Annotated in this window: 22 protein-coding genes; 8 read left to right on the top strand and 14 right to left on the bottom strand. The window is 65.2% G+C overall.

Annotated elements, in window-relative coordinates:
* Positions 1-143 precede the first annotated feature (143 nt).
* Entirely contained in the window at positions 144-962 is an 819-nt protein-coding gene (locus IEX64_RS10785) for a hypothetical protein (RefSeq protein ID WP_188819662.1), read from the top strand.
* Positions 963-980: 18 nt separating this feature from the next.
* Here the strand turns inward: IEX64_RS10785 and IEX64_RS10780 are convergent, their stop codons facing one another.
* The 3 genes from IEX64_RS10780 to IEX64_RS10770 are packed head-to-tail and all read right to left on the bottom strand — an operon-like array spanning position 981 to position 4,216.
* On the bottom strand, positions 981-1,706 hold the full coding sequence (locus tag IEX64_RS10780) for an N-formylglutamate amidohydrolase (protein WP_188819683.1): 726 nt from the start codon (positions 1,704-1,706) through the stop codon (positions 981-983).
* Between the two features lie 22 nt (positions 1,707-1,728).
* Entirely contained in the window at positions 1,729-2,541 is an 813-nt protein-coding gene (locus IEX64_RS10775) for a 4-(cytidine 5'-diphospho)-2-C-methyl-D-erythritol kinase (RefSeq protein WP_188819661.1), read from the bottom strand.
* A 25-nt stretch (positions 2,542-2,566) separates the two neighbouring features.
* Positions 2,567-4,216 carry an electron transfer flavoprotein-ubiquinone oxidoreductase gene (locus tag IEX64_RS10770; protein WP_188819660.1) on the bottom strand — a complete coding sequence of 550 codons (1,650 nt, stop codon included), beginning with the start codon at positions 4,214-4,216 and terminating at the stop codon, positions 2,567-2,569.
* 99 nt (positions 4,217-4,315) lie between these two features.
* Here IEX64_RS10770 and IEX64_RS10765 point away from each other — a divergent pair, with 99 nt between their 5' ends.
* From IEX64_RS10765 to IEX64_RS10745, 5 genes are all read left to right on the top strand, one after another.
* Positions 4,316-5,068 carry a uracil-DNA glycosylase family protein gene (locus IEX64_RS10765; protein ID WP_188819659.1) on the top strand — a complete coding sequence of 251 codons (753 nt, stop codon included), beginning with the start codon at positions 4,316-4,318 and terminating at the stop codon, positions 5,066-5,068.
* A gap of 45 nt (positions 5,069-5,113) precedes the next feature.
* Complete coding sequence (locus tag IEX64_RS10760; protein WP_188819658.1) at positions 5,114-6,916, top strand: lytic transglycosylase domain-containing protein; 1,803 nt, start codon at positions 5,114-5,116, stop codon at positions 6,914-6,916.
* Complete coding sequence (moaB, locus tag IEX64_RS10755) at positions 6,906-7,433, top strand: molybdenum cofactor biosynthesis protein B (protein WP_188819657.1); 528 nt, start codon at positions 6,906-6,908, stop codon at positions 7,431-7,433. The genes IEX64_RS10760 and moaB overlap by 11 nt, the downstream gene beginning before the upstream one ends.
* Before the next feature lie 59 nt (positions 7,434-7,492).
* Complete coding sequence (locus IEX64_RS10750) at positions 7,493-7,999, top strand: DUF924 family protein (RefSeq protein WP_188819656.1); 507 nt, start codon at positions 7,493-7,495, stop codon at positions 7,997-7,999.
* 111 nt (positions 8,000-8,110) lie between these two features.
* Complete coding sequence (locus tag IEX64_RS10745) at positions 8,111-9,307, top strand: cytochrome P450 (RefSeq protein WP_188819682.1); 1,197 nt, start codon at positions 8,111-8,113, stop codon at positions 9,305-9,307.
* Positions 9,308-9,311: 4 nt separating this feature from the next.
* Here IEX64_RS10745 and IEX64_RS10740 read toward each other — a convergent pair whose 3' ends face one another.
* Positions 9,312-10,154 (bottom strand): arylamine N-acetyltransferase family protein, encoded by an 843-nt coding sequence (locus tag IEX64_RS10740; RefSeq protein WP_188819655.1) that lies wholly within the window; start codon positions 10,152-10,154, stop codon positions 9,312-9,314.
* Between the two features lie 245 nt (positions 10,155-10,399).
* Between IEX64_RS10740 and IEX64_RS10735 the strand changes: the two genes are divergently transcribed.
* A complete protein-coding gene (locus tag IEX64_RS10735) occupies positions 10,400-11,188 on the top strand; it encodes a DODA-type extradiol aromatic ring-opening family dioxygenase (protein WP_188819681.1) in 789 nt (262 codons plus the stop codon).
* Between the two features lie 37 nt (positions 11,189-11,225).
* On the opposite strand, the gene IEX64_RS10730 is transcribed toward IEX64_RS10735, so the two are convergent.
* The 5 genes from IEX64_RS10730 to IEX64_RS10710 form a co-directional block, all read right to left on the bottom strand.
* A complete protein-coding gene (locus tag IEX64_RS10730; RefSeq protein WP_188819654.1) occupies positions 11,226-13,166 on the bottom strand; it encodes a DUF3604 domain-containing protein in 1,941 nt (646 codons plus the stop codon).
* Between the two features lie 24 nt (positions 13,167-13,190).
* Positions 13,191-14,201, bottom strand: coding sequence for a HupE/UreJ family protein (locus IEX64_RS10725; protein ID WP_188819653.1), 1,011 nt, complete (start codon positions 14,199-14,201; stop codon positions 13,191-13,193).
* Entirely contained in the window at positions 14,198-15,067 is an 870-nt protein-coding gene (locus IEX64_RS10720) for a peptidylprolyl isomerase (RefSeq protein ID WP_188819652.1), read from the bottom strand. Before IEX64_RS10720 ends, IEX64_RS10725 begins: the two co-directional genes overlap by 4 nt.
* 103 nt (positions 15,068-15,170) lie before the next feature.
* The gene (locus IEX64_RS10715) at positions 15,171-17,744 is read right to left on the bottom strand and encodes a TonB-dependent receptor (RefSeq protein WP_188819651.1); all 2,574 of its coding nucleotides are present in this window, start codon (positions 17,742-17,744) and stop codon (positions 15,171-15,173) included.
* 430 nt (positions 17,745-18,174) lie between these two features.
* Entirely contained in the window at positions 18,175-19,053 is an 879-nt protein-coding gene (locus tag IEX64_RS10710) for an alpha/beta fold hydrolase (RefSeq protein WP_188819650.1), read from the bottom strand.
* Positions 19,054-19,264: 211 nt separating this feature from the next.
* On the opposite strand from IEX64_RS10710, the gene malQ reads away from it, so the two are divergent.
* Positions 19,265-21,232 carry a 4-alpha-glucanotransferase gene (gene malQ / locus IEX64_RS10705; RefSeq protein WP_229710190.1) on the top strand — a complete coding sequence of 656 codons (1,968 nt, stop codon included), beginning with the start codon at positions 19,265-19,267 and terminating at the stop codon, positions 21,230-21,232.
* Positions 21,233-21,279: 47 nt separating this feature from the next.
* Here the strand turns inward: malQ and IEX64_RS10700 are convergent, their stop codons facing one another.
* The 5 genes from IEX64_RS10700 to IEX64_RS10680 all read right to left on the bottom strand — a co-directional run bounded on the left by IEX64_RS10700 (position 21,280) and on the right by IEX64_RS10680 (position 25,657).
* Positions 21,280-21,732, bottom strand: a complete 453-nt coding sequence (locus tag IEX64_RS10700; RefSeq protein ID WP_188819649.1) for a tRNA (cytidine(34)-2'-O)-methyltransferase — start codon at positions 21,730-21,732, stop codon at positions 21,280-21,282.
* Between the two features lie 37 nt (positions 21,733-21,769).
* Complete coding sequence (locus tag IEX64_RS10695) at positions 21,770-22,207, bottom strand: EthD domain-containing protein (RefSeq protein WP_188819648.1); 438 nt, start codon at positions 22,205-22,207, stop codon at positions 21,770-21,772.
* 43 nt (positions 22,208-22,250) lie between these two features.
* On the bottom strand, positions 22,251-23,417 hold the full coding sequence (locus IEX64_RS10690; RefSeq protein WP_188819647.1) for an alpha-hydroxy acid oxidase: 1,167 nt from the start codon (positions 23,415-23,417) through the stop codon (positions 22,251-22,253).
* Between the two features lie 2 nt (positions 23,418-23,419).
* A complete protein-coding gene (locus IEX64_RS10685; protein ID WP_188819646.1) occupies positions 23,420-24,730 on the bottom strand; it encodes an NtaA/DmoA family FMN-dependent monooxygenase in 1,311 nt (436 codons plus the stop codon).
* A gap of 168 nt (positions 24,731-24,898) precedes the next feature.
* Positions 24,899-25,657: an MBL fold metallo-hydrolase gene (locus tag IEX64_RS10680; protein WP_188819679.1), complete on the bottom strand. Its 759-nt coding sequence runs from the start codon at positions 25,655-25,657 to the stop codon at positions 24,899-24,901.
* Positions 25,658-25,671 lie beyond the last annotated feature (14 nt).

Here is a 25,671-nt window from a genome sequence, read left to right as displayed (position 1 = left end):
CCACAGCGTCCGGCAGCATCGGCATCTCCGTCGTCAGGCTCCCAAGCCTTGTCCAACCCGGTTTTTGCGGGTCTCCAGCTCTTTTGCTGACGGCTTGCGATGCCAAACAGGCGGATCAAGCGGCCGACGCCGGCGAAAACAAAGTGTTCTGCGAAGCCACTCTCGAATATGTCACGCCGCAGGATTGTGAAGACTTCACCCGGCAGGCCGAAAGGCAGATGCCCGGCAAAGCGGCGTTCAACGCCCCTCATCCACTCAAGCGCGGCGACACCTTCACGGTGTGGCTGGCCGTAGCCGTCACGCCGCCCAAGCCGCGACCAGAACCGCCCACCGAAGCCGTTCTCCTGCCGAGACCGACAGCTCCCGAACAGGACCTGGTGATACACTCCGAAGAACCGGCAAGCAGTGTGGCAACAGAGCACTCCGTCACCGCAAACGCGAACTTCGGATCTCAACCGGACGACGAAGAATACATCGCACCGGATCCGTCAGAAATCGTCGGCCGCATGTCCGGCCATCCGGAATATTTCAGCGCCGTGGTGGGCGATTATGTCGCTGCCGAACTCGACGGCGATGCCAGCTTCGAGATCAAACCCGCATCGGACCGCATCCAGCGGGTCAAGCTCGGCCCGCCCTGGTCCTCCACAATTTGGAAATGGCACGTCACGGCCAAACGCGGCGGCAATCATACGATGACGCTGAGCACCGCGGTTCAGGTCCGGGATCGCAACGGGAAGTTCCACGAGATCGACAGCACGCCGCGCGCCTTTGCCTTCGATGTGCAGGTTACCCCGCTCGACAAGGCCAGGGACATCCTGACCGATGCCCCTATCTGGATGAAGCTGATCGGCGGTGTCTTTGCTGCCGCTGCCCTCTTGCTCGGCACCGTCAAGGACTTCCGCAATGCGCTGTTCTCGCTGTTCAAGAAGGAAGAGAACGACGAGGACCCCGCCGGGAAATGAACGCCGGCGCGGCTGGGCTCAGCCTTCGATCTCGATAGCCACCCGGTTGCAGATGCGCGTCATCCGTTCTGCCCACTCCGCCTGCCCCGCGTCGTCGGCGATGAGGTCCTGCCGGATTTCGATGTAGAGATAGGGGCGTCCCTCGCTCTCGACGTGGCGTTCGATGGCGGCGTTGTAGATCTTGCCCGAATAGGGAAGCTGGTCGCCGACGGTCAGCCCCTCGGCCTCGAGCAGCGGCTGGGCCGCGCGGGCGCCGCGATCGTCCTGATCGTAAAGCAGTCCGCAGTGCCAGGGGCGCTTTTCGTCCGGCTTGCTGGCAAGGCACGGGGTGAAGCTGTGCAGGATCAGCGTGAGCGCAGGCGGCGTGCCTTCGAGCAGCTCGGTCAGCTTGTCGTGAAACGGACGATGAAACCGCGCCAGCCTCGCCTCGCGGTCGATGCCGATATTGCCCGGGATGGTATGGCCGTCGCTGGCTTCGGGGATGGAGGCCGGGTCCTGCTCGGTGCGGTTGGTATCGCAGACGAGGCGGCTGACATTGCCGAGCAGCGCCGCCGTTCCTTCGCGCTTCGCCATATGTTCGGCGATACCGGTGACGCCGATGTCGATGGCGATATGCTCATCCATCAGCTCTGGCGCGATGCCGAGGTCGATGTCCTCAGGCACGCGGTTTGAGGCATGATCGGCCACCACAAGGATGCCGCCGAAACGCGGGGTGCCGACGATGCGAAAGGCTTCGGAATTCAGGGGAGCATGCATGGCCGTAACCTTAACGCAGTTTGCCCGCCATTTGCCACCAGCCGGGCCGGTCGCTCGCGATTTTCTCCGCAGCCGCCTGCAATTCCGCCTCGCTATCGTAAAGCGCGAAGCACGTTGCCCCCGATCCCGACATGCGGGCGAGGAACGGTCCAGTGTCCCTCAGCGCCGACAGGACATCGGCGATGACAGGGCAGATCGTGACGGCCGGCGCTTCCAGATCGTTGCGTCCTTCGAGCGCGATCTGGCGCAAGCTGCCGGTCGGCATCGGCCCGCGATCGATCTGATCCCACGCCTTGAAGACCGGTCCCGTCGGCACCGGTTCACGCGGGTTCACCAGCAGCACCGGGCAACCGGCGAGATCGTTGACCGCGACTTCCTCCAACTCCGTGCCTGTCCCCGTTCCCACCAAGGGACGCGACAGCACGCAGGCCGGAACATCCGCGCCCAGCTTCGCCGCGCGCGCATGCCAATCCTCCGGCAAGCCCTGAGCCCGCTCGACCATGCGGAACACCGCACCGGCATCGGCCGAGCCTCCGCCCAGCCCGGCGGCAACCGGGAGCCGCTTTTCCAGCGTCACCGCCCATCCCTGCCCATGCGGCAAGGCGGACAGCGCCTTGGCGACGATGTTGTCGAAAGGATCGTCGATCCTGCCGGCAAACTCGCCCAGCGTCGTCAGCGCATCGGTATCGGCAGGAGCGGCCGAAAGCCGGTCGCCATCATCGACGAAAGCGAACAGCGTTTCCAGCTCGTGATAGCCATCATCCCGCCGCCTGCGGACATGCAGCGCGAGGTTGATCTTGGCATAGGCGGTTTCGGTCTGCATCCGATCCTCCCCGTTTCGGGGAGGATTACATATTCGGATAGTTCGGACCTCCGCCGCCTTCGGGCGTGACCCATTCGATATTCTGGGTCGGGTCCTTGATGTCGCAGGTCTTGCAGTGGACGCAGTTCTGCGCGTTGATCTGCAGGCGCTCGCCGGTGCCGTCGGGATCGACGAACTCATAGACGCCCGCAGGGCAATAGCGCGCCTCTGGGCCAGCATAGACCGGCAGGTTGATCTCGGTCGGGACCGTCGGGTCCTTCAGCTTCAGGTGACAGGGCTGCTCTTCCTCGTGGTTGGTGAACGAGTAGGAGACGCTCGTCAGGCGGTCGAAGCTGATGACGCCATCGGGCTTGGGATATTCGATCGGCTTGTAGAGATCGGCGCGCTGCGTGTTCGAGGCATCGGTGTGATGCTTCATCGGCTTGGCGAGGCCGAAGCCGAACAGCGTGCGCAGCCACATGTCGGCGCCGGCGAGGATCGTACCCATTTCGCCGCCCCACTTGGCGACCATCGGCTCGGCGTTCTGCACGAGCTTGAGTTCCTTGGCGATCCAGCTGTCGCGCACGGCGGCATCGTATTCCATCAGCGCGTCCTGCTCGCGGCCCGCCTTGATCGCCGCGGCAATCGATTCGGCGGCGAGCATGCCGCTCTTCATCGCGGTGTGCGTGCCCTTGATGCGCGGAACGTTGACGAATCCGGCCGAGCACCCGGCGAGGACGCCGCCCGGGAACGCGAGCTGCGGCACCGACTGCCAGCCGCCCTCGTTGATGGCGCGCGCACCATAGGCAACGCGCTTGGCGCCTTCGAGGATCGCCTTGATCTCCGGGTGAGTCTTCCAGCGCTGGAATTCCTCGAACGGGTAGATGTAGGGATTCTTGTAATCGAGCGCGGTGACGAAGCCGAGCGCGACCTGGCCATTGGCCTGATGGTAGAGGAAGCCGCCGCCCCAGGCGTCGTTTTCCGAAAGCGGCCAGCCCTGCGTGTGGATCACCCGGCCGGGAACGTGCTTGTCGGGATCGATGTCCCACAGTTCCTTGATACCGAGGCCGTAGATCTGCGGCTGGCAATCGGCTTCGAGGTCGTACTTGGCCTTGAGCCGCTTGGTCAGGTGACCGCGCGCGCCTTCGCAAAAGACGGTGTACTTGCCCAGCAGGTTCATGCCCGGCTGGAAGTCGTCCTTCGGGTTGCCTTCGCGGTCGACGCCCATGTCGCCGGTCTGCACGCCGATGACCGCGCCGTTGTCGTCATAGAGGACTTCGGCAGCGGGGAATCCGGGGAATATCTCGACTTCGAGCTCTTCCGCCTTTTCCGCCAGCCAGCGGCACAGGTTACCGAGCGAGCCGGTGTAGTTGCCATGGTTCGACATGAAGGGCGGCTGGATCAGGTGGGGCAGCGAGAACTTGCCCTTCTTGGTCAGATGCCAGTGCCAGTTGTCGGTCACCGGGGTCTCGGCCAGCGGGCAGCCGTCCTCGCGCCAGGTCGGCAGCAGCTCGTCGAGCGCCTTGGGATCGACAGTCGCGCCCGAAAGGATGTGCGCGCCGATTTCCGAGCCTTTTTCGAGAACGACGACCTGCAGTTCAGGGTCGACCTGCTTCAGCCGGATCGCAGTGGCAAGGCCGGCAGGCCCACCGCCGACGATGACGACGTCAAATGGCATCTCTTCGCGTTCAATCATGGGTAACCCCCGAAACCTGTGTATCCGGCCATTTAGGCGCGCGATTAATTTCCCCTTGTGCCTTGATTGCTTGCGCGCGGCAGGTCAAGACCCGCTCCGATGGATGACCCTGCAAATCCGGATTTTCTGGCCGATATCACAGGTGCGCTCGACTGGTGGCGCGATGCGGGCGTCGATTACCATTTCCTCGACGAACCGCGCGAATGGTTGGCCCCGCCCGAACCGGAAGGCGACGAACGCGGCACGCCCGAACGGCGTCCTCAGCGCGCGCCAGCAGCCCCCGTCGAGGAGGGCCCGGCGCGGATCGACCCCGCCGCGCTACCGCAGGATCTGGCCGCTTTCGTCCCCTGGTGGCTGACAGAACCGCTGCTCGACGAAGGCCGCTCCGGCGGGCGCATCGCGCCGCAGGGCGCGGCGGGAGCCAAGCTGATGGTACTGGTGGAGGAACCCGAGGCGGAAGACAGCGAGGCTTTGCTCAGCGGACCGGAGGGGCGGCTGCTCGATGCCATGCTCGCCGCCTTCGGCCTGAAGCGCGAGGACGCCTACCTTGCCAGCGTCCTTCCCCGGCACAAACCGGCTCCCGACTGGAACGTATTGATGCAACAGGGAATCGGGCAAGTAATCGTCCATCACATCAGCCTGGCCGCGCCCGAACGCCTGCTTGTGCTCGGCGGCAACATCCTGCCGCTTATCGGCCACGAATTGCCGCAACGCCCTGCCGTTTTACGGCAATTTAACCAAGAAGGGCGAACGATACCGATGCTTGCCTCCTGGGGCCTGCCGGCGCTGATGCGACAACCTCGCGCAAAGCCGGTCCTCTGGAGAACGTGGCTCGAGTGGACCGCTGCCTGAACGACTGGCGGCCGCCCGGGGAAAAACCAGCAGAGGTCTCGTTTTATGCGGGGACAAACTTTGAAGACGAATTCACGGGCAAAATGGTTTGCGGGCCTGAGCCTTGCCGCTGCGGCGGTGATCTCGGCAACGCCTGCTTTCGCCAACAGCGCGGCGGTCGACTACTTCCGCACGCGCGCGGATCGCACGGCGGTGCCCTCGCTGCTGAGCCAGGACGACCGCGCCTATTACAAGCAGATCTTCGACGCGATCGATTCGAAGGACTGGTCGACGGTGCAGCGCCTGCTGGCCGACCGCCCGGACGGCCCGCTCCACCAGCAGGCCCGCGCCGAGTATTATCTCGCCGCCGGATCACCCAAGATCGAACTGCCCGATCTCGAAAGCTGGCTATCGCACGGCACTGAACTGCCCGGCGCCGACCAGATCACCCGCCTCGCGCTCAAGCGCGGCGCCAATACCGTGCCCTCGCTGCCCAGCGAACAGCAGTTCGCCCGGCTGCCGTCGATGCCCAAGCGCACCCGGCCCGGCTCGATCAACGACGGCACGATGCCCGGTGAAATTTCCGCCGGCATTCTCGACCGCATCAAGAACGACGATCCGATGGGCGCCCGCGTCCTGCTCGACGGGATCGATGCCAGCCTGAGCAACGCGACGCGCGCCGAATGGCGCCAGCGCGTCGCCTGGAGCTACTACATCGAGAATCAGGACGGCCCTGCCTACCAGATGGCGCAGCTCGCCACGCTCGGCAGCGGCCCCTGGGTCGGTGAGGCCTGGTGGACGGCAGGCCTCGCGGCCTGGCGTTTGGGCGACTTCGACGGCGCTGCCGATGCCTTCGGCAAGTGCGCGAAGACATCCACCAACGATGAGCTGACCACGGCCGCGCAATACTGGCAGAGCCGTGCTTTCATCCGCCAGCGTCGGCCCGACAAGGCTGGCGAGGTACTGCGCGATGCCGCAAAGCTTGACGAGACGCTCTACGGGATGCTTGCCGCGGAACAGCTCGGCATGCAGCTGCCCGAACAGCACTCGGAAGCCGACTTCACCCAGCGCGACTGGCAGTACCTGCGCACGAACACCAATGTGCGTACTGCCGTCGAACTCGCCGAGATCGGCGAAGACGGTCTGGCCGATGAAGTGCTGCGTCATCAGGCGCGCATCGGCGATGCCTCGCAGTATGAACCGCTCTCGCGCCTCGCCCGCGATCTCGGCCTGCCTTCGACGCAGCTGTGGATGGCCTACAACGCGCCCTATGGCGGCAAGCCCGAACCGGCGACCCGCTTCCCGACGCCGAAGTGGACGCCGGTGGGCGGCTGGAAGGTCGATCCCGCGCTGGTCTACGCCCACACGCTGCAGGAATCGATGTTCCGCACCAGCGTCGTGAGTCCTGCCGGAGCGCGTGGCCTGATGCAGATCATGCCGTCGGCCGCGAAGGATCATGCTGGCGATCTCGGCGTCTCGGGCTCGGCCCGCGATCTCAACAATCCGGAAGTAAACCTCGCCTTCGGCCAGCGCCACTTGCTGATGCTCAAGGATTCCTCGGGAACGCAAGGCCTGCTGCCCAAGGTCATGGCCGCCTACAACGCAGGGCTCTCGCCCGTCACCCGCTGGAACACAGAAGTGAAGGACGATGGCGATCCGCTGCTGTGGATGGAATCGCTACCCTACTGGGAAACCCGCGGCTACGTGAACATTGTCCTGCGCAACTACTGGATGTACGAGCGTCAGGCCGGCGGCCCTTCGGAAAGCCGCATGGCACTGGCACAGGACATGTGGCCCACCTTCCCCGGGCTGTCGGGATCGCAGGGGGTTCGCATGGCAGCGAACGGAGCGATATTGCGTGGCCATTGATACGGAACGGACCTTCAAGCCGATCAACATCGCCCTGCTGACCGTTTCCGACACCCGAGGCCCCGAGGACGACACTTCGGGCGATATTCTCGCCCAGCGCATCAAGGATGCCGGCCACAAACTGGTCGCCCGCGCCATCGAGAAGGACGATGCAGCGCGCATCGCCAACCGGCTCAACAACTGGATCGACGACCGCAAGATCGACGCCATCGTCTCGACCGGCGGTACCGGCCTGACTGGCCGCGACGTGACGCCAGAAGCGCTCGACCGGATCAAGGACAAGGAAATTCCCGGCTTCGGCGAACTGTTCCGCTGGCTGTCCTACAAGACCATCGGCACCTCGACCGTGCAGAGCCGGGCCATGGCCGTGGTCGCGCGCGGCACTTACGTCTTCGCCCTGCCCGGCTCCAACGGCGCGGTAAAGGACGGCTGGGACGGCATCCTCGCCGAGCAACTCGACAGCCGCAACCGGCCCTGCAACTTCGTGGAACTGATGCCGCGCCTCAAGGAAGTGTGAGCGGAACCTGCCTTCGTGCCATCTGTTGACCAGAGGCCCCACAGCGAAGGAAACTCCCGATGAACCCGCAGCAGCGCGACGTCCTCGATTTCTGGTTCCGCGAACTGACCCCCAAGGACTGGTTCGAAGCCGGCGAGCGCAACGACCCGCTGGTGCGCGAACGCTTCGGCGCCTTGCTGGAACAGGCCCGCAGCGGCGCGCTGGACGACTGGGCCGAAACGCCGCTGGGGCGACTGGCGCTCATCATCGTGCTCGACCAGTTCTCCCGCCACATCCACCGTGGCTCCGGAGAGGCCTTTGCCTCTGACGCGAAGGCGCAGCAGCTTGCGCTCGATGGGATCGCGGCAGGCGAAGACGAGCAGCTCGCGATTAGCCAGCGGCACTTCCTCTACATGCCGCTCATGCACGCCGAAGACCTTGGTATTCAGGCGAAAAGCATCGAACGGTTCGAAGCGCTGCGCGACTATGCCGAATGGATCCTGCAGTTCGCCCGCGATCACCGCCAGGAGATCGTGGACAATGGCAGGTTTACCGGACGTGACGAAGCATTGGGCCGCTCCGACTAATCCGGTTAATCAGGGCTTCCCGCTGTCCATAGTGTGAGTTGCAGCCGCACCCTGCCCTCTTACGCTCCCCGTCGGATAAACAAGGATGGGAGAGCAGCGGCCGTGGCAACTATGGCGCAAACGCGTCCGGATAACGTTCCGGAAGACCGTGTCATCGAATTCGACGTCTTCGCCCCTCCGGGCGGAGAAAGCGACTACTTCGCTGCCTGGAATACGGTGCGCGGCAAGCAGGGCCTGCTCTGGGCCACCGGAAATGGCGGCCACTGGATCGCGGCGGATGGCGAGCTGACCCGCCAGATCTGGGGCGATGCGGAGGCGTTCTCCAGCGAAGCGCTCGCGGTCACGCCCGGCCTCGGTGAAGCCATGCGCTTCATTCCGCTGCAGCAGGACGCGCCCGAGCACAAGCCGTTCCGGGCCGCGATCATGAAGGGCTTCGGCAACAATCACGTGATGGCCATGGAGCCGGTGATCCGGAAGGTCACGCGCGACCTTATCGCCGATCTGCGCCCCCGGCAGGGCTGCGAGTTCATGCAGGAATTCGCCGAGATCGTTCCGATCCACGTCTTCCTGACGCTGATCGGCGTGCCCACCGAAGACCGCGCGAAGCTGCGCCCGCTCGGCCAGCAGCTGACCCGCCCCGACGGCACGATGACCGTCGAGCAGCTGCGCGATGCCGCCGACGATTACCTGCGCCCCTACATCGAGGAGCGCCTTGCCGATCAGGGGCCGGACCTGTTCAGCCGCATTCTCGCGATCCCCATCGAAGGGCGGCCCTGGACGCTCGACGAGGCCCAGCGCATGTGCCGCAACCTGCTTTTCGGCGGGCTCGACACCGTCGTCTCGATGTTCGGCAACATCGCGCTCCACCTCGCCCGCAACCCGAAGGATCAGGCACTTCTGCGCGAGCGACCCGATCTCATCCCGCAGGCCGCGGATGAACTGATGCGCCGCTATCCGATGGTCTCCGTCACCCGCAACGTCGTGCGCGACGTCGAGATGGACGGGGTGACGCTGAAGGAAGGCGATCTCGTCTACCTCAACAGCTCGATTCACAACCTCGACCCGCAGTGCTTCGACAATCCGCTTTCCGTGGACTTCGAGCGCACCCTGTCGCCGGTGCGCCACACGACCATGGGCGTGGGCGCACACCGCTGCGTCGGCGCCGGCCTCGCGCGGCTGGAAGCGATTCTGTTCCTTGAGGAATGGCTCGCCGCGATCCCGCCGTTCCGCGTACGCGAAGGCACCAGCCCGACCTATCGGGCCGGCAATGTCGGCGCGATCACCGACCTGCGTCTCGCCTGGGACTGACCGCTCAGTCGAAAAGGCCCAGCCGCGCGGCGTCCTCTTCGGCCAGGGCAATGCGAAACACCTCGCGCAGCGTGCGGGCATAGTCCGCTGCGTCGGCAATCGTGCGCGTTTCGCTGGTCCCACCGGAATAGACGGTCATCTGTCGGTCGGTCAGCGCGGCGAAGCCCTCGGGCAAAGCGATGCTGGCGACACGCAGCGTGGTGAAGCGCGTGTCCGGGCGGGTCGAGGTCCAGTGATTGCCCTGTTCAAGATCGTCAGGTGCCACTTCGCCCAGATCGAAGGTATATTGCGGCTGCCAGTCGCCATGCGGGGCGCTGCGGCCGTCGGTGGCGCTGGCCGGGCCTGCGCGTTCGAGCAGCCATTCGCCGACGAGCGAGCCGGCAATACCCGTCTTGCGCAAACGGTGACCCGCGCCATCCGCCGTAGTCGCTTCGGCGCCGTCTTCCAGCGACAGGGGCGGAACGAAGCTCCCGCCGAACCCGGCATCGGCAATCCACTGCCTGCCATCCAGCTCCACCAGCAACAGCACATGCGTGCGCGGCGGGGTGATGCCCATAGGATTGCCCAGCCGCACGCGCGCCAGCAAGGGCCGGTTGGCAATGCCAAGCGCGGTCAGCGCATCGGCGTAGAGCCGGTTCTGCTCGAAGCAGTAGCCCCCGCGCTCTTTCGCAACGAGCTTGTCGAACACGCTCACCCCGTCGATGCGAATACCGCGACCGAGCGGAATATCGAGGTTCTCGAACCCGATCGCCTGCCGGTGCGCGGCCTGCAGCACGGCGAGTCCCTCCGGGGTTGCTTCCGGCCGGTTTTCCATGCCGACACGGGCGAAATAGCGATCAAGATCCATGGGCCGCGCTTACGCTGTGGACGCCCCGGTGGGCAAGCCTGTGGATATCGTGTGGACCGGGTGTGCACCGATGCACCGATCCGCCCGGCGGCTCATTCGCATAAGCTGAACATTTACATTGAACTTAACCCGGTATTTCGAACGAAGGACAGGCCTTATGTCCTGGTCTTGGCTCACGATGACAGCGGTAGACAACGCTGTCCCGCGCGAGAGACACAGCCTGTCCGTGAAAGGAACCTGACATGATGCGCCAACCGGTCTTCTACATCCCCCATGGCGGCGGCCCCTGCTTCTTCATGGACGACCCGGCGGGCACCTGGACCGGCATGGAGGCATTCCTGCGTACCCTCCCCTCGCGGCTGCCCGAGCGCCCGCGCGCCATCCTGATGATCTCCGGCCACTGGGAAAGCGAAGGCCGCTTCCTGTTCACCGGCAGCGCCAAGCCGGACCTGCTGTTCGATTACTACGGCTTTCCGCAGCACACCTATGAGCTGCGCTACGATGCGCCGGGCGAGCCGGACATCGCCGCTCGGGCCGTTGCGCTGATGGAGACAGCCGGCCTTCCCGCCGGGATCGATCCTGAGCGCGGGCTCGACCACGGTGTCTTCGTGCCGCTCAAGGTCGCTTTTCCCGATGCCGATATTCCGGTGATCGAGATGTCGCTAGACCGCCATCTCGATCCCGCGCTGCACATCGGAGCCGGCCGGGCGCTGGCGCCCCTGCGCGACGAAGGCGTCGTCATCGTCACCTCGGGCATGAGCTTCCACAACATGCGCGGCTATGGCGATGCGCGCTTCACCGAGCCCTCGGAGCATTTCGACCACTGGCTTTCCGAAAGCGTAGCGCTGGAACCGGCGGCCCGCGACGAGCGCCTGCGCGCTTGGGAAAGCGCCCCCGGCGCGCGCCAGTCGCACCCGCGCGAAGAGCATCTGATCCCCCTCTTCATCGCTGCCGGAGCCGCCGATGGACCGGGCGAGCAGATCTATCGCGAGACCGTGATGAAGACGGTGATCTCGGGCTTCGCCTTCGCCTGAGAGGCAACCTCGGACGGGAATGTTGACCTCTCGCGGGTCAGCTTCCCTTGCCCGGCGTGTACCAGATTGGCGAGCTGATGCCGCGCTCCTGCAGGGTCGGCGCGATGCCTTCGGGCAGCGGCAGGCCCCGCGCCACGGCCAGCAGGGTCGGCCAGCGCGGCGTCGGGATCTCCAGAGCGCGGGCGTAGTAGACCGCAGGCACGGCAGGATCGAACTCGGGGTCCTGCCACAGCGCGCGCAGCATTGTCGCGCCGACGGAATTCTCGTACTTTGCCGTGGCGAGATCGACCGTGTTCTTCACCGCAGGCACCTTGCCGGTGCGCGGATCACGCTGACGCTCGGACGACCAGACAACGTCGAAGACCTTTTCCTTGTAGTCTTCGCCATCGAGCCAGATCTTGATCACCTGCAAGCGGTCGAGATTGGCCCCGATCGGGTCCTTGGCAGCTTCCAGCAGCAGCGTGGGCGCAGGATTGCCCTCGCGGCGGAGCGGCAGGTCCGCGCCCATCGGCACACCCATGCGATAGGCGCGGGCGACCCAGCCCGCCTGCTGCATCATCCCGCCTGGCAGGTTCCAGCCACCGAACATGCGCAGCCGCAACTGTGTGCCCGATGTCGCGAAGGTCTCACGGCGGCGCAGCGCGGCATAGATCGCGGGCCGCGTATTCTCCTCGGCCCAGACACCGGTCAGCCCCGCGCTCGACCAGTTGAGCAGCGCCGCCGTATGGCGCAGCGCCTCGGGATCGGTTGGCCGGTTCATGTTCGCCGCCGGTGCCCCTGCCCCCGTCGGATCGACCTTCTGCGACAGGATCTGCCTGGCGAAAGCCTTGTCGGGCAGGTTTACCTGCGGGTCGGTGCTGTTGAGGCCGTTACCCGCATAAGCGCTTTCGGCGGAATCCGAGAGGCCGTTGTGAAAGTCGCTCGATCCCACGAACCCGAAAGCGAAGGGATTCGCGCCCAGCTTCTTTTCGAGCACCAGCCCTCGTCCCAGCGCCTGCCGCGTAAAACTGCCGTTCACTTCGCCCTTGCCGCCGGTCAGCAGCGCTTCGGAGCGTTCGAAGTCGGCAAAGTCATCCTCGGGCGAGAGCAGCGGCGAGGTCTCGCTCTGGCCCTTGTGCTGATAGACCTCGACCAGCGGCTCGTTGAGCGCGCGCTGCTGGGCATAGGCCTCGTCGATGGGGCGGCCATCGCTTTTCTTCCAGTCGAACATCAGGCCGCCGCTGGCATTCGAATTGTGCGGGATGGCCAGCCCCTCGATCCCCATGGCGCGCTGGGCATCGAGGAAGTCCCAGAGATCCTCCGGCCGCCGGCTGTCGGTCGCGGTAAAGGGCGCGGCAGGCCCTTCGTCGGCGAAGATCACGTTGCGGTGCAGGTTGTACTTACCCTCCTGCATGGTCGTCCATTCGTAGGCGACGAAAGTGGTGAACTTGCCCGGCTGGTTGTAGCGGTTGGCGGTATCGACCTCATACTTCCAGGCCGAGGCCATGGCATCGTCCATCGCCGCGCTGGTCGGCTCGTCGCCGCTCAGCACCGATACCAGCTGGCCGAGCGCGGCGGCGAGCGGGTTCGATGCCATCAGCTTGCCGCCCTTGCTCTGTGCGAGCCCGCCTTGCGGCTCCTTGTCGATGCGCATGAAGCTGCCGAGGTACTCGGAGTGATCGGTCACCGCCATGAAGTCGAGCGGGCGCGAGCGGCGCACCGTGTCGCCGAGATAGGTCACCGCCTCTCCCCGGCCGAAGCGATAGGCCGCATCGGGATCGGCGCGGCTGCCCATCAGGGCATAGGCATCGAACGAATAACCGGTGTGCAGGTGCAGTTCGCCGAAATAGGCGCGGCGCGTCTCGGGCGCGGCTGTGACCGGGGGGGAGGCCCGCTGTGCCTGTATAGCCGGCGGCGGCGTCTCGGGCGGCACCGGCTGCGAACAGGCGGCAAGGCCAGCCAGAGCCGCAAGGGCGCTCATGCGGGTATCGATCATCATTCCCTCTCCCGTACCGGACGGCGCTCAGGTGAAGACCCGGGCCGTTCTCTCGACGAACAGAAATCCAGCGTAACAGCCCAGGGCGTATGGAGCGACCTTTCGCAGCATCACTGGCTCGGCGCCGCGCCAATCCGCCCGAGCGATGCGCCGCCAGGTCCAGGCCAGTGCCAGCAGCACACCGACGAAGAACAGCTGCCCTGCCTCGACACCGAGATTGAACAGCAGCAGCGCGACCGGGATTTCCTGATGCGGCAGGCCTGTTTCCGCCAGCGCGCCGGCAAAGCCGAAACCGTGCAGCAGGCCGAAGGCAAAAGCCGCGATCCACGGCAGCCTTGCGGTGATCCCCTTCGCACCGCCGTCCTTGCGCGTGAGTTCGAAGGCGAGGAACAGAATGCTCCACGCGATCAACGCCTCGATCGTCGCGGCGGGAGCATGAACCCATCCCAGCGTACCGGCTGCCAGCGTCACCGAATGCGCGACCGTGAAGGCGGTAATCGCCCCGATCAGCCGCCGCCCCGCACCGACCAGCAGCACCAGCCCCGCTACGAACGCGAGATGGTCGATGCCGGACAGGATGTGTTCGACGCCAAGGCGGAAATAGGCCGGCACGGCCATCGGCGGGGCTTGCGTCAGGGCGAGATCGATCGCGGTCCGGTCACGCCGCAGGATCGTGTCGATCCCCGTTCCCGACCGGCTGCGGACATGGACGATGACGTCGGTAATCGTGCCGTCTAGCCCGCCGACCGAGAAACGCGCGCCGTCGAGACCGCCCGACGGCGCCTTGATCGACCAGCGGCGCAGATAGTAACTGGAGGTCAGTTCCTCCCGCAACGGGGTCTTCGCAAGCCATCCGTTGGACAGGTGCGGTTCCAGCCGCACCGCGCGATCCCCCATGACCGGCTGCTTCCACGTCACCTGCCACCGACCGGGCACGGTCTCGACGGCCTGAAACAGCGCGGGACGCACTTCGTGTGCGCTCGCCGCCTGCGGCCCAAAAGCCAGCAGCACCAGCAGAAGGACAAGCAAAGCCCTCATATGTCGGCTCCCACCACGGTGTAGCGCGCGCGGATTTCAGCGAGATGTCGGGCATTCGCATCCTTGCGCGCCTGCTCGATCCAGTCCTCGCGGACCTGATCGCGTACTCTCTCGAACGGCTGCGGCCGCCCCGCCTGCGCGGAGGAGACGCGCACGAGGTGCCAGCCATAGGCCGACCGGAAGGGCCCTGCCCATCTCCCGACCGGCGCGGCAAACAGTGCGGTCGCCATGGCACTGGTACCGAACAGGCGTCGGGCGTCCGCGGAAGTGAAATCGGTGAAGTCGCTGAGGTCCGGGAACGGATCGCCCCTGACCGGTGCCCGCAGCGTACCGGGCTTCAGACCATCGAGAACCGCGAGCGCCCGCTTCCGGCTCTGCTGCTCCGTGCCTGGCTCTGCCGCGAAAAAGACGTGCGTGAAACTCACTTTGCCCTGCGAGGCGTAGCTTTCGGCACGGGCATCGTACCACGCCCGCAAGACGTCGTCTGACGGCGGTGCCGGCGTATCGACGCCCTCGATCATGAAAGCCGTCTTCTGGATGATCCGCCGCCGCACGATCTCGTCGTCCGCGGCAAGACCACGGGCCTGCCCTTCCCGATAGAGGATCTCACCATCCACATAGGCATTCACCAGATTGCGGAGCCGCCCGGGCGCCGGGTCGGAACCGTACTCGGCGCGGTAGTCCGCCTTGATCCGCTCGATCGTCTGCGCCGTCACCACGATCCGGTAGTCGTCATGCGCTGCACGATAGTGGGAAGACGCTACCCACAAGACCACGCCCACCAGCAGAAAGTGCACCAGCGGCTCTTTTACCACGCGCATGAAAACGCGCACAGGCCCGCCCGCGTCGCCGCTTGACGTCACCATCGACTCCCCCCTTTTTTCTGGCGTTCTTGTTGCACAAAACGCCGGAAAAACAAACGGCGGCCTCCACGAGGGAAGCCGCCGTCGCCAGGTCAGGAGAAGGAGATCAGCCTCCGAAACGGACCTTCAGGCGCATACCGTACATCCGCGGCGGATTGACGAGCTGCGATTCCAGGCCGAACGAGTTGAAGCCGTTCACGACGTTCACCGGGAATTTCTCGTTGGTGACGTTGGTCATGAAAAACGCGGCATCGATCGGGCTGCCGAAGATCGAATCCCAGTTGGCATTGAGATTGAGCAGGTTGGTTGCCGGCATCAGGCCCGGATTGCGCGGCGGCATGACGTCGGCAAAACCGATCCAGTCCTCCGGCGTCGTGCCCTCAGGTGGGTTCTGGTAGTTAGCCCAGGCCTGGTCGTCGGCCCGCGAGGCGTATTGCTTGGCGGTATAGACATAGGTGGCACCGACCGAGATCTTGCCCACGCTATCGGGAACCGGAATGTTCAGCGTGCCGGTCACCGTCAGGCGATGCTTGGGCGAAAGGCTGAGCGGGCCGCCGACGACCGCCGTCGGCACGACGCGCGCCCACGAGCTTGCACCCGGCTCCCAGGGCACCAGTTCGTCGTCGGGAATGCCCGCGAGTTCCTGCAGCTTGGTGTTGAGATAGGTATACCCGGCATCGATCTTGAAGATGCCGCCGATGGACACCGAAGCGTCAGCCTCTAGGCCCCATATGCGCGATTTACCTGCATTGATGATGGCCGTTCCGCCCAGTAGCGGAGCCCCTTCCTTCGCCACGAGAGTGGCCTGGATCTGCTGATCGCGGAAGTCGTTGTAGAAGCCGGTGAGGTTGAAGTAACCCTTCAGAGCCCCGCTGTAGAACGAGGTCTTGGTGCCCAGCTCATAGGTATCGACCTTTTCCGGTCCCCACAGATTGAAGGGAACGTAGGTCGGGTTCACGCCGCCGGCACGATAGCCGCGCGTCCACTTGGCGAACAGCAGGATATCGTTGGTCGGCTTGTACTCGAGGTCGATCGTCCAGGTCGGCTTGTCCGACTTGGCCGTGTCCTTCGCGTAGCATTCCTTGAAGTCCATCGGCGCGATGGGCTTCTTCTGACCGGTGTTCACGCCATCGACGATCAGCCCGTTCAGCAGCGGGTTGTTGCAGTACCAGGACGGCACGAACGGCGTTTCGAAGAAGATGCCGGTACCATCGTACTCGTAGCTCTGGCTGTCCCAGGTGTAGCGGGCACCGGCCGTGATCGCGAGATTGTCGGTCAGGTCGTACGTACCTTGCGCATAGACCGCGCGGCTCTTGTACCACCGCTTCTGCCAAGGCGCCGAAATGCTCGAGGACGTCGGGCTGATACCAAAGCACTGGTACTGATAGGGATCGACGCAGTTGAGCAGGAACGGCGTGAACTGCACTGCATAGCCCAGCGGGTTCGACTGCTCGAAATAGCCGCCCGCCTGCCAGGTGAGCCTGCCGTCAGAGCTACGACCCTGAAACTGCAGCTCCTCGGTGATCGTCTCCTGATCGGTGCTCTTGAACCCCGGGAAGTTGCCCAGATGGATCAGGTTGATGAACGGATCGATCGTGCCGTAGGGGCTCGTGCCGTCCGGGATGTAATAGTATTCGCCTTCCAGCGTCTGGCGCGCGATTTCCTTGAACTGGCCGTAGCTGACGATGTTCTTGATCGTTAGGTTGTCGCTTGCCTGCCAGGTCGTGGTGTTGATGATCTGCCAGGTGGTGAACTTGTTGCGCGCATAGGGATCGGTGTTGGAAACGTCCCACCAGCCGCCGCCGACCGATGCTTCACCGGCAATCTGCCGCGCTGCGAAGCCACCGAAGCCGGAGTTCGGGTTATAGGCCATGACCTTGGGCACCGTACCGTTGGTGTCCGACTGGCTGAAATTCGCGACCGTGTAGTTTTCAAGATTGGGCGTCAGTTCGGCCAGGATGCTCAGGCGCGCGGCAATGTAGTCGGTGTCGTTGAAGTTGCTCGGGCCGATATCGGTCAGGTTGTTGATATAGCCGTCACGCTTCATGCGGTCGACGCCGAGGCGGACCTTGAAAGTATCGGAAAGCGGCACGTTGAGCACGGCCTGGACGCGGCGCATGTCAAAGTTGCCGATCGATCCCTCGACATAGCCTTCGAGATAGTCGGTCGGCTTGTTGGGCACCAGCAGCACCGCGCCGCCGGTGGTGTTGCGGCCGAACAGCGTACCCTGCGGGCCCTTCAGCACCTGCACGTTCTGCAGGTCGAACAGGCTGCCCACGCCCGCGCCTTCGCCCGACGTCGTAGCGCCGCCGCCGCGCGGGGCGACGGTGTCGGCGAAGTAGACGCCCACCGACGGCACCGTGCCGAGATCCTGCACGAAGCCACGGATCGAGAACGAAGCCTTCTCCGGGCCGAACTTGGAGTTCACCGAAAGCGATGGTGTGTAAGTCGCAAGGTCTGCCGAGTTGACGATGTTGCGCTTGGAGATGTCTTCCTGACTGTAGACCGAAATCGAGATCGGAACGTCCTGAAGCCGTTCCTCGGTGCGACGCGCGGTCACGATGATGGCACCGGATTCGATTGCCTCGCTACCCGAGTCCTGCGCCATGGCCGGTGCCGACAGCACCACGCCCATTCCGGTCGCCGCGAGAATCGCGAACCTGCCGGTGAAACCCTTCATGCATTTCCTCCCTATGTTCACGGACGCCGGGCAAGCCGTGGCCCGCAAAATCCAGTCAGCGCATGGGGGAGAAAACTCCGAACGCGCGGTCCCTTGCCAAACCGCCGCAAGCCTTTGCCAAACACCTGCGTCCGGCTGTCATCCTCCCAAGGGCGCCTTCGAGGCACCTCTCATGCAACGCGGCTTCTTTGCCTGACATTCTACACAGGTGTCAATAATTTGCAGGGTCCGCCGGCATTGCCAGATCGTCCATACCCATCCCGCAGCCCCGAAATTACTTGACCCTATTATTCATGTATTTCTGTATTTTAGATCGGATAAATTTGACGGTCGCTCAGGAAATAAACCGCCATTTCGCGTAGCCGCACCCACGATGGCGGGCATAGACAAGCGTCTTGTCACCTCAAGGCGAGGCGACAAGACAGAGCGGTCAGTCACCGATGAAATCGAGAATCATCGGAGCCAGCTTGGGCCACGAACGGAACAGCGTGTGGCCGTCCTTGCCGCCCATGGTCTGGGCGGAACGGTAGTTCCACTCGTCATCGTTCCACGGCGGATCGAGCATGACCGACTGCGGGATCAGACGGTGCACCCATTCAGAGGTCGCGCGGGTATGCGACAGGTCGCTCTTGCCGCTGCGGAACACGAGCGTGGGCATGGTCAGCCGCGCGAAATCGCGCTGGGTCATCCCCGGCACCGGCGTGATCGGCGAAGGCACATAGGCGGCGGCCCACTTCTGCATCACGGCAATGAACCGGTCCGGATCGTAGTTGCGGATGTACTCGCGCGCCTGCTCGCTCTTGGAGAAGTTCTCGGCCCAGCTCGTCGCATTCAGCACCGCTTCCATGCCGCCCGCGCTGGCCATCGTCGCCGCCTCGCCGCAATAGTAGGTGGCAAGCTGCATGAGACCGATGGGGTCGCCCGAGATCCACCAGATCGCGAGGTGCGAACAGATCTCCGGATCGCGCGCGGCGGCAATCATCGAGACACGGCTGCCGCCCGAGCCGCCCGCGATCACCGTGGGGCCTAGGTCGAGCTTGCGGATAAGACCGGTCAGTGCCTCGGCCTGCATCTCGGACTCGCTGTCGCCGAGCAGGCAGGCGTCAGACAGGCCGCAGTTGGGCCGGTCATAGATCAGCACCCGCTTGCCGGCCTTGACGAATTCCTCCGCCATTTCGCGCAGGCCCGGCACGTCCATGGTGAAACGGCCGCCCGGCGTCAGGGCGACCGCCGGATCGCCTTCCTTGCCGAGCAGCTCGTAGGCAATCCCGATTTCGCCGCCGGTCACGGCGATGCTGGTCTTTGGCATGTATCTCTCCCAAGCAGTTTGGCCGCATCGTCGACCGCCCATGCCATGCACGCAAGTCCCTAGATTGGAACGTGCGCGCCATCCCGTGCAGAGCCAGCCGGCAGCGCCAGTCACGGCGATTGCCGCAATGCAGCGGAATGGCTAAGCTGGGCAGCGGCTTGCTCGGACCGAGACCAAGCCTGCGCAGCCGGTGGAGGCAGGCATCGAGCAATTGTACCAGCTTGCCGAGGCAATCGGCATTGCCCGCCAGTGGTGGGACGTCGACGGCATGCGCCAGACCGTCTCCGACGCCTCGCTCGCAACGATCGCGTCCGCGCTGGGCTATCCGGCCGAAAACGAACGCGACATTGCCCACAGTCTGGAGCAACTGGACGCAGAACAGCGCCAGCCGCCAGCGATGATCGTCACCGAAGCGGGCCTGCCGACGGTGCTGCCCGCCAGCCTCGCCCGCGCCGAGCTGACCGACGAGCACGGGTTCACCACCGCGCTTCCGGTCGAGAACTGGACGCTGCCTCCGGTCGACGTGCCGGGCTATTACCGGCTTTCACTGGCCGGCCACGAGCTGACGCTTGCCGTCGCGCCGAAAAGCTGCCCGACGGTTCACGACTTCGCACCCGGCAAGCTCTGGGGGCCGGCGGTCCAGATTCCGGCCCTGCGCGGCGCGGCAAGCCATCCTTTCGGCAACTTCGGCGAACTCGACGAGGCCGTGAAGCTCTTCGCGGCGCGCGGGGCGGACGTGATGGCGATCAACCCGGTCCACGCGCTGTTTCCCGGCAACGGCCAAGGCTTCTCCCCCTATTCACCCTCCAGCCGGCTCTATCTCAACACCGCCATGGGCGCGCCCGAGCTGATGGGTCTGCCCCCGCTTCCCGAACAGCCGGGCGGCGCCCTGATCGACTGGGAAGGCGCTCTGCCCCGGCGCCTCGCCGACCTGCGCAAGACCTTCGCTGGCCTTGATGCGGCGACCCGCGCGCGGATCGCGCTGGACAACGCCCCGCACGGCGAAGGCCTGCAGCGCCAGGCGCTGTTCGACGCGCTCGATGTGCGCTTCCGCGCCCAGGGCGCGGGCGGCTGGCAGGACTGGCCGGCCGCCTTCCACGACCCCGATGGCCCTGCCGTGGCGAAGTTCGCCGCAGAAAACCGCGAGGAGATAGAATTCCATCTCTTTGCCCAATGGCTGGCGCGCGAAAGCATGGCGAAAGTGCAGGCCAACGCGACAGGGGCCGGCATGGCCATCGGCCTGCTCGCCGACCTTGCCGTGGGCGTCCACACCGGCGGCGCCGATAGCTGGTCCATGCGCGATGCCATGCTGCAGGGCCTCACGATCGGCGCGCCGCCCGATCCACTCGGCCCGCACGGGCAGAACTGGATGCTCACGAGCTTCTCGCCGCAGGGCCTCAAGCGTGCCGGCTATGCGCCGTGGATCGCCACGCTGCGCGCCGCGCTCGACCGCGCCGGAGGGCTGCGGATCGACCATGCCTTTGGCCTTGCACGCCTATGGCTGGTACCTGCGGGCGAGGAAGCCAGCGCCGGAGGCTATGTGACCTATCCCTTTCTGGACATGGTCCGCCTCGTCGCGCTCGAAGCGCACCGCGCCCGCGCACTGATCGTCGCGGAAGACCTCGGCACCATGCCCATGGGCTTTGCCGCCCCGGTCGCCGCTGCCAAGATGCTGGGCATGCGCGTCCTTTGGTTCGAGCGCGCAAAGGATGAGGGCTTCATCGGCGGTCAGGACTATCCGCCCGCCAGTGTCGCCATGACCGGCACGCACGACACCACGACGGTGGCCGGATGGTGGACCGGGCGCGATCTCGAATGGGCGGAAAAGCTGAGCCGCTTCCCCGCAGACACCACTCTGGCACAGCAAGCGGAGCGCCGCGACGAGGACCGCGCCCGCCTCTGGGGCACCCTCACCCACAACACCCGCCCGCGACCCAAGCCCGACGATCCCGAACCGGTCGTCGACGCCGCGCTGCGCCATATCGGCCGGTCCGCATCGCAACTTGCGATAGCCCCGCTCGAAGACCTGCTGGCCGAGCGCGAACAGCCCAACCTGCCCGGTACGATCACCGAGCACCCCAACTGGCGCCGCCGCCTCGACGCGCCGCTGGCAGACCTGCTGGACCAACCCGACACCGCCGCGCGGATCGAGACGCTGGATAGGGCGCGCAAGGACTGACCCGACCAGGGTGAGCGGGGGTTGCGTTGGTTTTGGCGCTCTGGTCTCTACCCCGGCAAGCCGCCCGTCTGCCGCAAGGCCTCGCCCAACGCGAGCGCGGCTGCCGTGGCGAGGTTCAGCGAGCGCACTTCGGGACGTAGCGGAATGCGGACTTTCGCATCGCAGACCTCGGCGACATGCGGGGGAACGCCGGCGCTTTCCTTGCCGAACAGCAGCACGTCGCCGGGCTGATAGACGAAGTCATAGGCTGATTGCGTGGCCTTGGTCGTGAACAGCACCAGCCTGCTCTCGTCCACGGTCGACCGGAACGCTTCGAAGCCGTCATGCCGCGCGAAAGTGACATGATCGATGTAGTCCATGGCGGCGCGGCGGACGCGCTTGTCGTCCCAGGCGAAGCCCATGGGTTCGATGAGATCGACCGGCGTGCCCATGCAGGCGCCCAGCCGCAGAATGCCGCCGACGTTTCCGGCAATTTCAGGTTCGAACAGAGCAATGCGCATCGCGGCTGCTTGGCGGGAGCGGCGCGCCCGTGCAAGCCTAATCCCAGCGCGGCTCGCCATCGGGCGTGTCGAACACCGTCCCCTTGGGATCGAAGACCGTACCGGTATCGCAGACCGCCGTGCAGGGCATCATCACGATATGCTTGCGGTCGATGATGCGGTCCTCGTCTTCCTGGAACAGACGCTTGATGCCCGGCGATTCCATGATCGCCTGCACTTCCCAAAAGGTCGCCTCGTCGGGCAGCGTCCATTCGGAAAGCAGGTCCCAGGTCCACTCCATCGGGCCGAAACCGCTGCCTTCCTCGCGCGGATCGCCGCCGCCCAGCACCGTGTTCACGTAATTGCGCCGGTACGAGGTAAACAGGTGCCCGCAGAACTTCAGCGCCATCGCCGCATGGCTGCGCTCGAAGTGGTCGCGAAACTGCTCATGCGTAAGGTGCGGCTTGCGCTTGATGAGGTGAATCGCCCGGTACATCGAACTCTCCCGTCTGGTTTGCGCGGGAGGCTATGGGCGATTGTCAGACGCGGATAGTCCCCGGAAGGAGATAGCTGCGATCCAGTTCATCCAGCCGGTTCACCCCGACCATGGCCATGGCAACGTCGATCTCGTTCGCCAGCAGGTCGATGGCATGGCGCGCGCCTGCCTGTCCGCCCGCCGCGCAGCCATAGAGCGTGGCCCGGCCGATCAGCACCGCCTTGGCTCCGATCGCCAGCGCCTTCACCACATCCGCCCCGCGCCGCACGCCGCTGTCGAACAGCACGGTGGCGCGGTCTCCCACCGCATCGACCACCGAGGCCAGCACATCGATGGCGGGCGGCGAGGAATCGAAATTGCGCCCGCCGTGGTTGGAGACGGCAATGCCATCGACACCGTGATCGAGCGCGATCTTCGCGTCCTCCGCGCTGAGCACGCCCTTGATCACCAGCTTGCCCGACCAGCGCTTGCGTAGCTCGTCCACGTCCGCCCAGCAGACCGAGGCCGAATTGGCGACGCGGCTGACCGTGCCGGTCAGTTTGCCGCCCACTTCCGGGGGATAATTGGCGAACTGAGGCAGCCCGCCCTGCAAGTAGTAGCGGGCGATCACCGACGCGAACCACGAGGGCCGCTTGAGGAAGTCGGAAACCAGCGTACGGTTGATCCGCACCGGGTTGCCCATACCGGCGCGCTTGTTGAACTCGCGCAGCGGCCACATCGGCGTATCGACCGTGAGCACCAGCACTTCGGCCCCGTTCTCTGCGGCATTCTCGACGACGCGCCAGGACAAGTCGCGGCGTTCCCACAGATACATCTGCATCCAGTGCCCGGCGGTGGCGCACTTGGCGATGTCGGCAAAACTGGTGGTCGAACTGGTTGTCTGGGTGAAGGGAATACCGGCAGAGGCCGCGGCGGAGGCGATCGCCCGCTCGCCGCGATGCCACAGCAGGTCGGACACGCCCGTCGGCGCAATCACCAGCGGCAGCGGTTGTCTACGCCCGAAAAGTTCGATCTCGCTCGAACGCCCCGACACGTCGCGCAGGGTGCGCGGCAGCAGCTGCACTTTCTGCAGCGCCTCCACGTTGCGGCCCGTCAGCAGATCGTCTTCGGTGCCGCGCTCGATAAATTCCCAGATCGCGCGCGGCAGCCTCCGCCGCGCGAGGTCGCGCACCTGGGCAATGTTATGCGCGCGCCGCGAAATGTCCCCCATGCTCAGGCCAGTTCCAGATTCTCGCGGAAGGTCGTGCCTTCGTATTCGGTACGGTAGATGCCGCGCTTCTGCAGGATCGGCACGACTTCGTCGACGAAGGTCTCGATCGAAGTGGGCATCACGTTGGGCGTCATGTTGAAGCCGTGGCAGCCGGTTTCGCGCCAGATGTGCTCCATCTGGTCCGCCACCTGCTCGGGCGTGCCGACAAGCTGCGGCATGCCCACCGAAAGCCCCCACTTCTGCGCCACTTCGCGCAAGGTGAAAGGCCGGTCGCCCAGCACAGAGGTAAAGGCCTTCATCAGCCCCTGCGAGGCATTGGTCTTCTGCTCCTGCATCGGCTTGTCGAGATCGATGCCCGCAAAGTCGACGCCCATGGTGCCCGAGAGGCGCGCAAGGCACGCGTCGAGCGGCATGCGCTCGATCAGCTCGTCGAGGTTCCTTTTCGCCTCTTCCTCGGTACCGCCGAGGATCGGCTGAATGCCGAAGACCACGCCGGGCGCGGGCTGACCGATTTCCGCCGCCGCGTCGCGGAGCTGGCCCATGTAGCGCATCATGCCCGGCAGGTTGGGCTGGATCGAGAACACCACGTCACCGTGCTCGATGCCGAACTTGAGGCCGCGCCCGGAGGTACCCGCCTGGAACAGCACCGGCCGACCCTGCGCACTCGGCAGCACCGGGCCGACCGTCTCGCAATTGAAGAACTCACCGTGGTAGTCGACGAACTTCACCTTGGACGGGTCGGCATAGACGCCGTTCTCCCGGTCGGCGAGGATCGCGCCCTCGCCGATGGAATCCCAGAGCGCGTAGCAGACCTCCATGAACTCGTCCGCCGCGTCGTAGCGGCGGTCGTGTTCCATCACGTCCTTGTATCCGATCGCGCGGTGCTCGCCACGCAAGTGGCCGGTCACGATGTTCCAGCCGACGCGACCTCCGGACAGGTAATCGACGGTCGAAAGCTGGCGGACGATCGACCACGGCTTGTACGACGTGGTCGACATCGTCGCGGCAAGACCGAGGTGCGTGGTCGAGGCCGCGAGCGCGGAAAGCAGCACCACCGGATCGTGGCTCGGCCAGCACACGCCGTACTTCACGGCATCCTCGTGGCTGTCGCGGTAGCGGTCGAACACGCCCGGCGTATCCGCGAAGAACAACCCGTCGAACATGCCTCGCTCCAGCGTGCGGGCGAGGTCCTGCCACTTCTTCAGGTCCGCCATGGCCTCGAGCCGGTTGTCGCCCGGGGCGGCCCAGCTGAGCACCGTGTGGTTGATCGGTGAATGGATCTGAAAGCTGATCAGGTGGATTTTCTTGCTCATGGTCTTTGCCCGTTCTTCGCGTTTCCTCTCGTGAGCGGGTGATGGAACCTCGGCCGGTCCGGGGCAAGGACTTTTTGCAGTTTATGTATACATTAATCGTGCAGGCAACCGAAATCGGGGGCATAACCGCCATTTTCGGCAGCGCAGCATATCCAATTTGGGTGCTGGTCAGTCGGAAGACGTCGCGAGGCGGTCGCGCCAGCGGGCATAGGCGGCGTCACCGACGAAGGGATTGGTCTGCCGCTCGTGCCCGAAGGTCGAGGTCTCACCGTGCCCCGGCACGAAAGCGACGTCGTCGCCCAGCGGGAACAGCTGTTCGCGGATCGAATGGACCAGCGTCTTCAGGTCGCCGTGCGGATGGTCCCAGGCGCCGATCGTATGGCGAAAAAGGATGTCGCCGACGAAAGCCTGGCGGCGCCCCGCATGGAAATAGGCGAGGTGTCCGTGCGTATGGCCGGGGCAATGCAGCACTTCCAGCTCCTCCCGGCCGAAGCGGACACGCTCGCCATGCTCCAGCCAGCGGTCGGGGGTGAAGCTGCGCACGCCCGAGGCCGGAGGCGGGACCTCCCCCTCCCCGCTGCGCACGGCCACTTCGCGCGCGCTCGGTAGCGGACCTTCCAGACCAGCCCGCGCCGCATGAAAAGCGGGCTGTTGGCCGAGATTGCGCAGCAGGGCCGCATCGCCGCGATGCGGCCCCTCGATCCGCGCGCCGGTCAGCGCCGCGAACTGCGCCGCGCCGCCGCAATGGTCGAAATGGCCATGGGTGACGAGCGCCAGTTCGGGCTCCAGATCCAGCAGTTCGATAAAGTTCAGGATTTCGGGAATGTCGCCGCCCGGATCGATGACCGCAGCGCGCCGCGTCGCCTCGCACCACAGGATCGAGCAGTTCTGCTCGAACCGGGTAACGGGGAGGATCTCGAATTCCATGGATGCCACGTTAG

This window comes from Novosphingobium indicum, from assembly GCF_014645195.1.
Classification (GTDB): Bacteria; Pseudomonadota; Alphaproteobacteria; order Sphingomonadales; family Sphingomonadaceae; genus Novosphingobium; species Novosphingobium indicum.
Note: the sequence above shows the minus strand (reverse complement) of the source record. Positions and strands in the feature narration are given on the sequence as shown.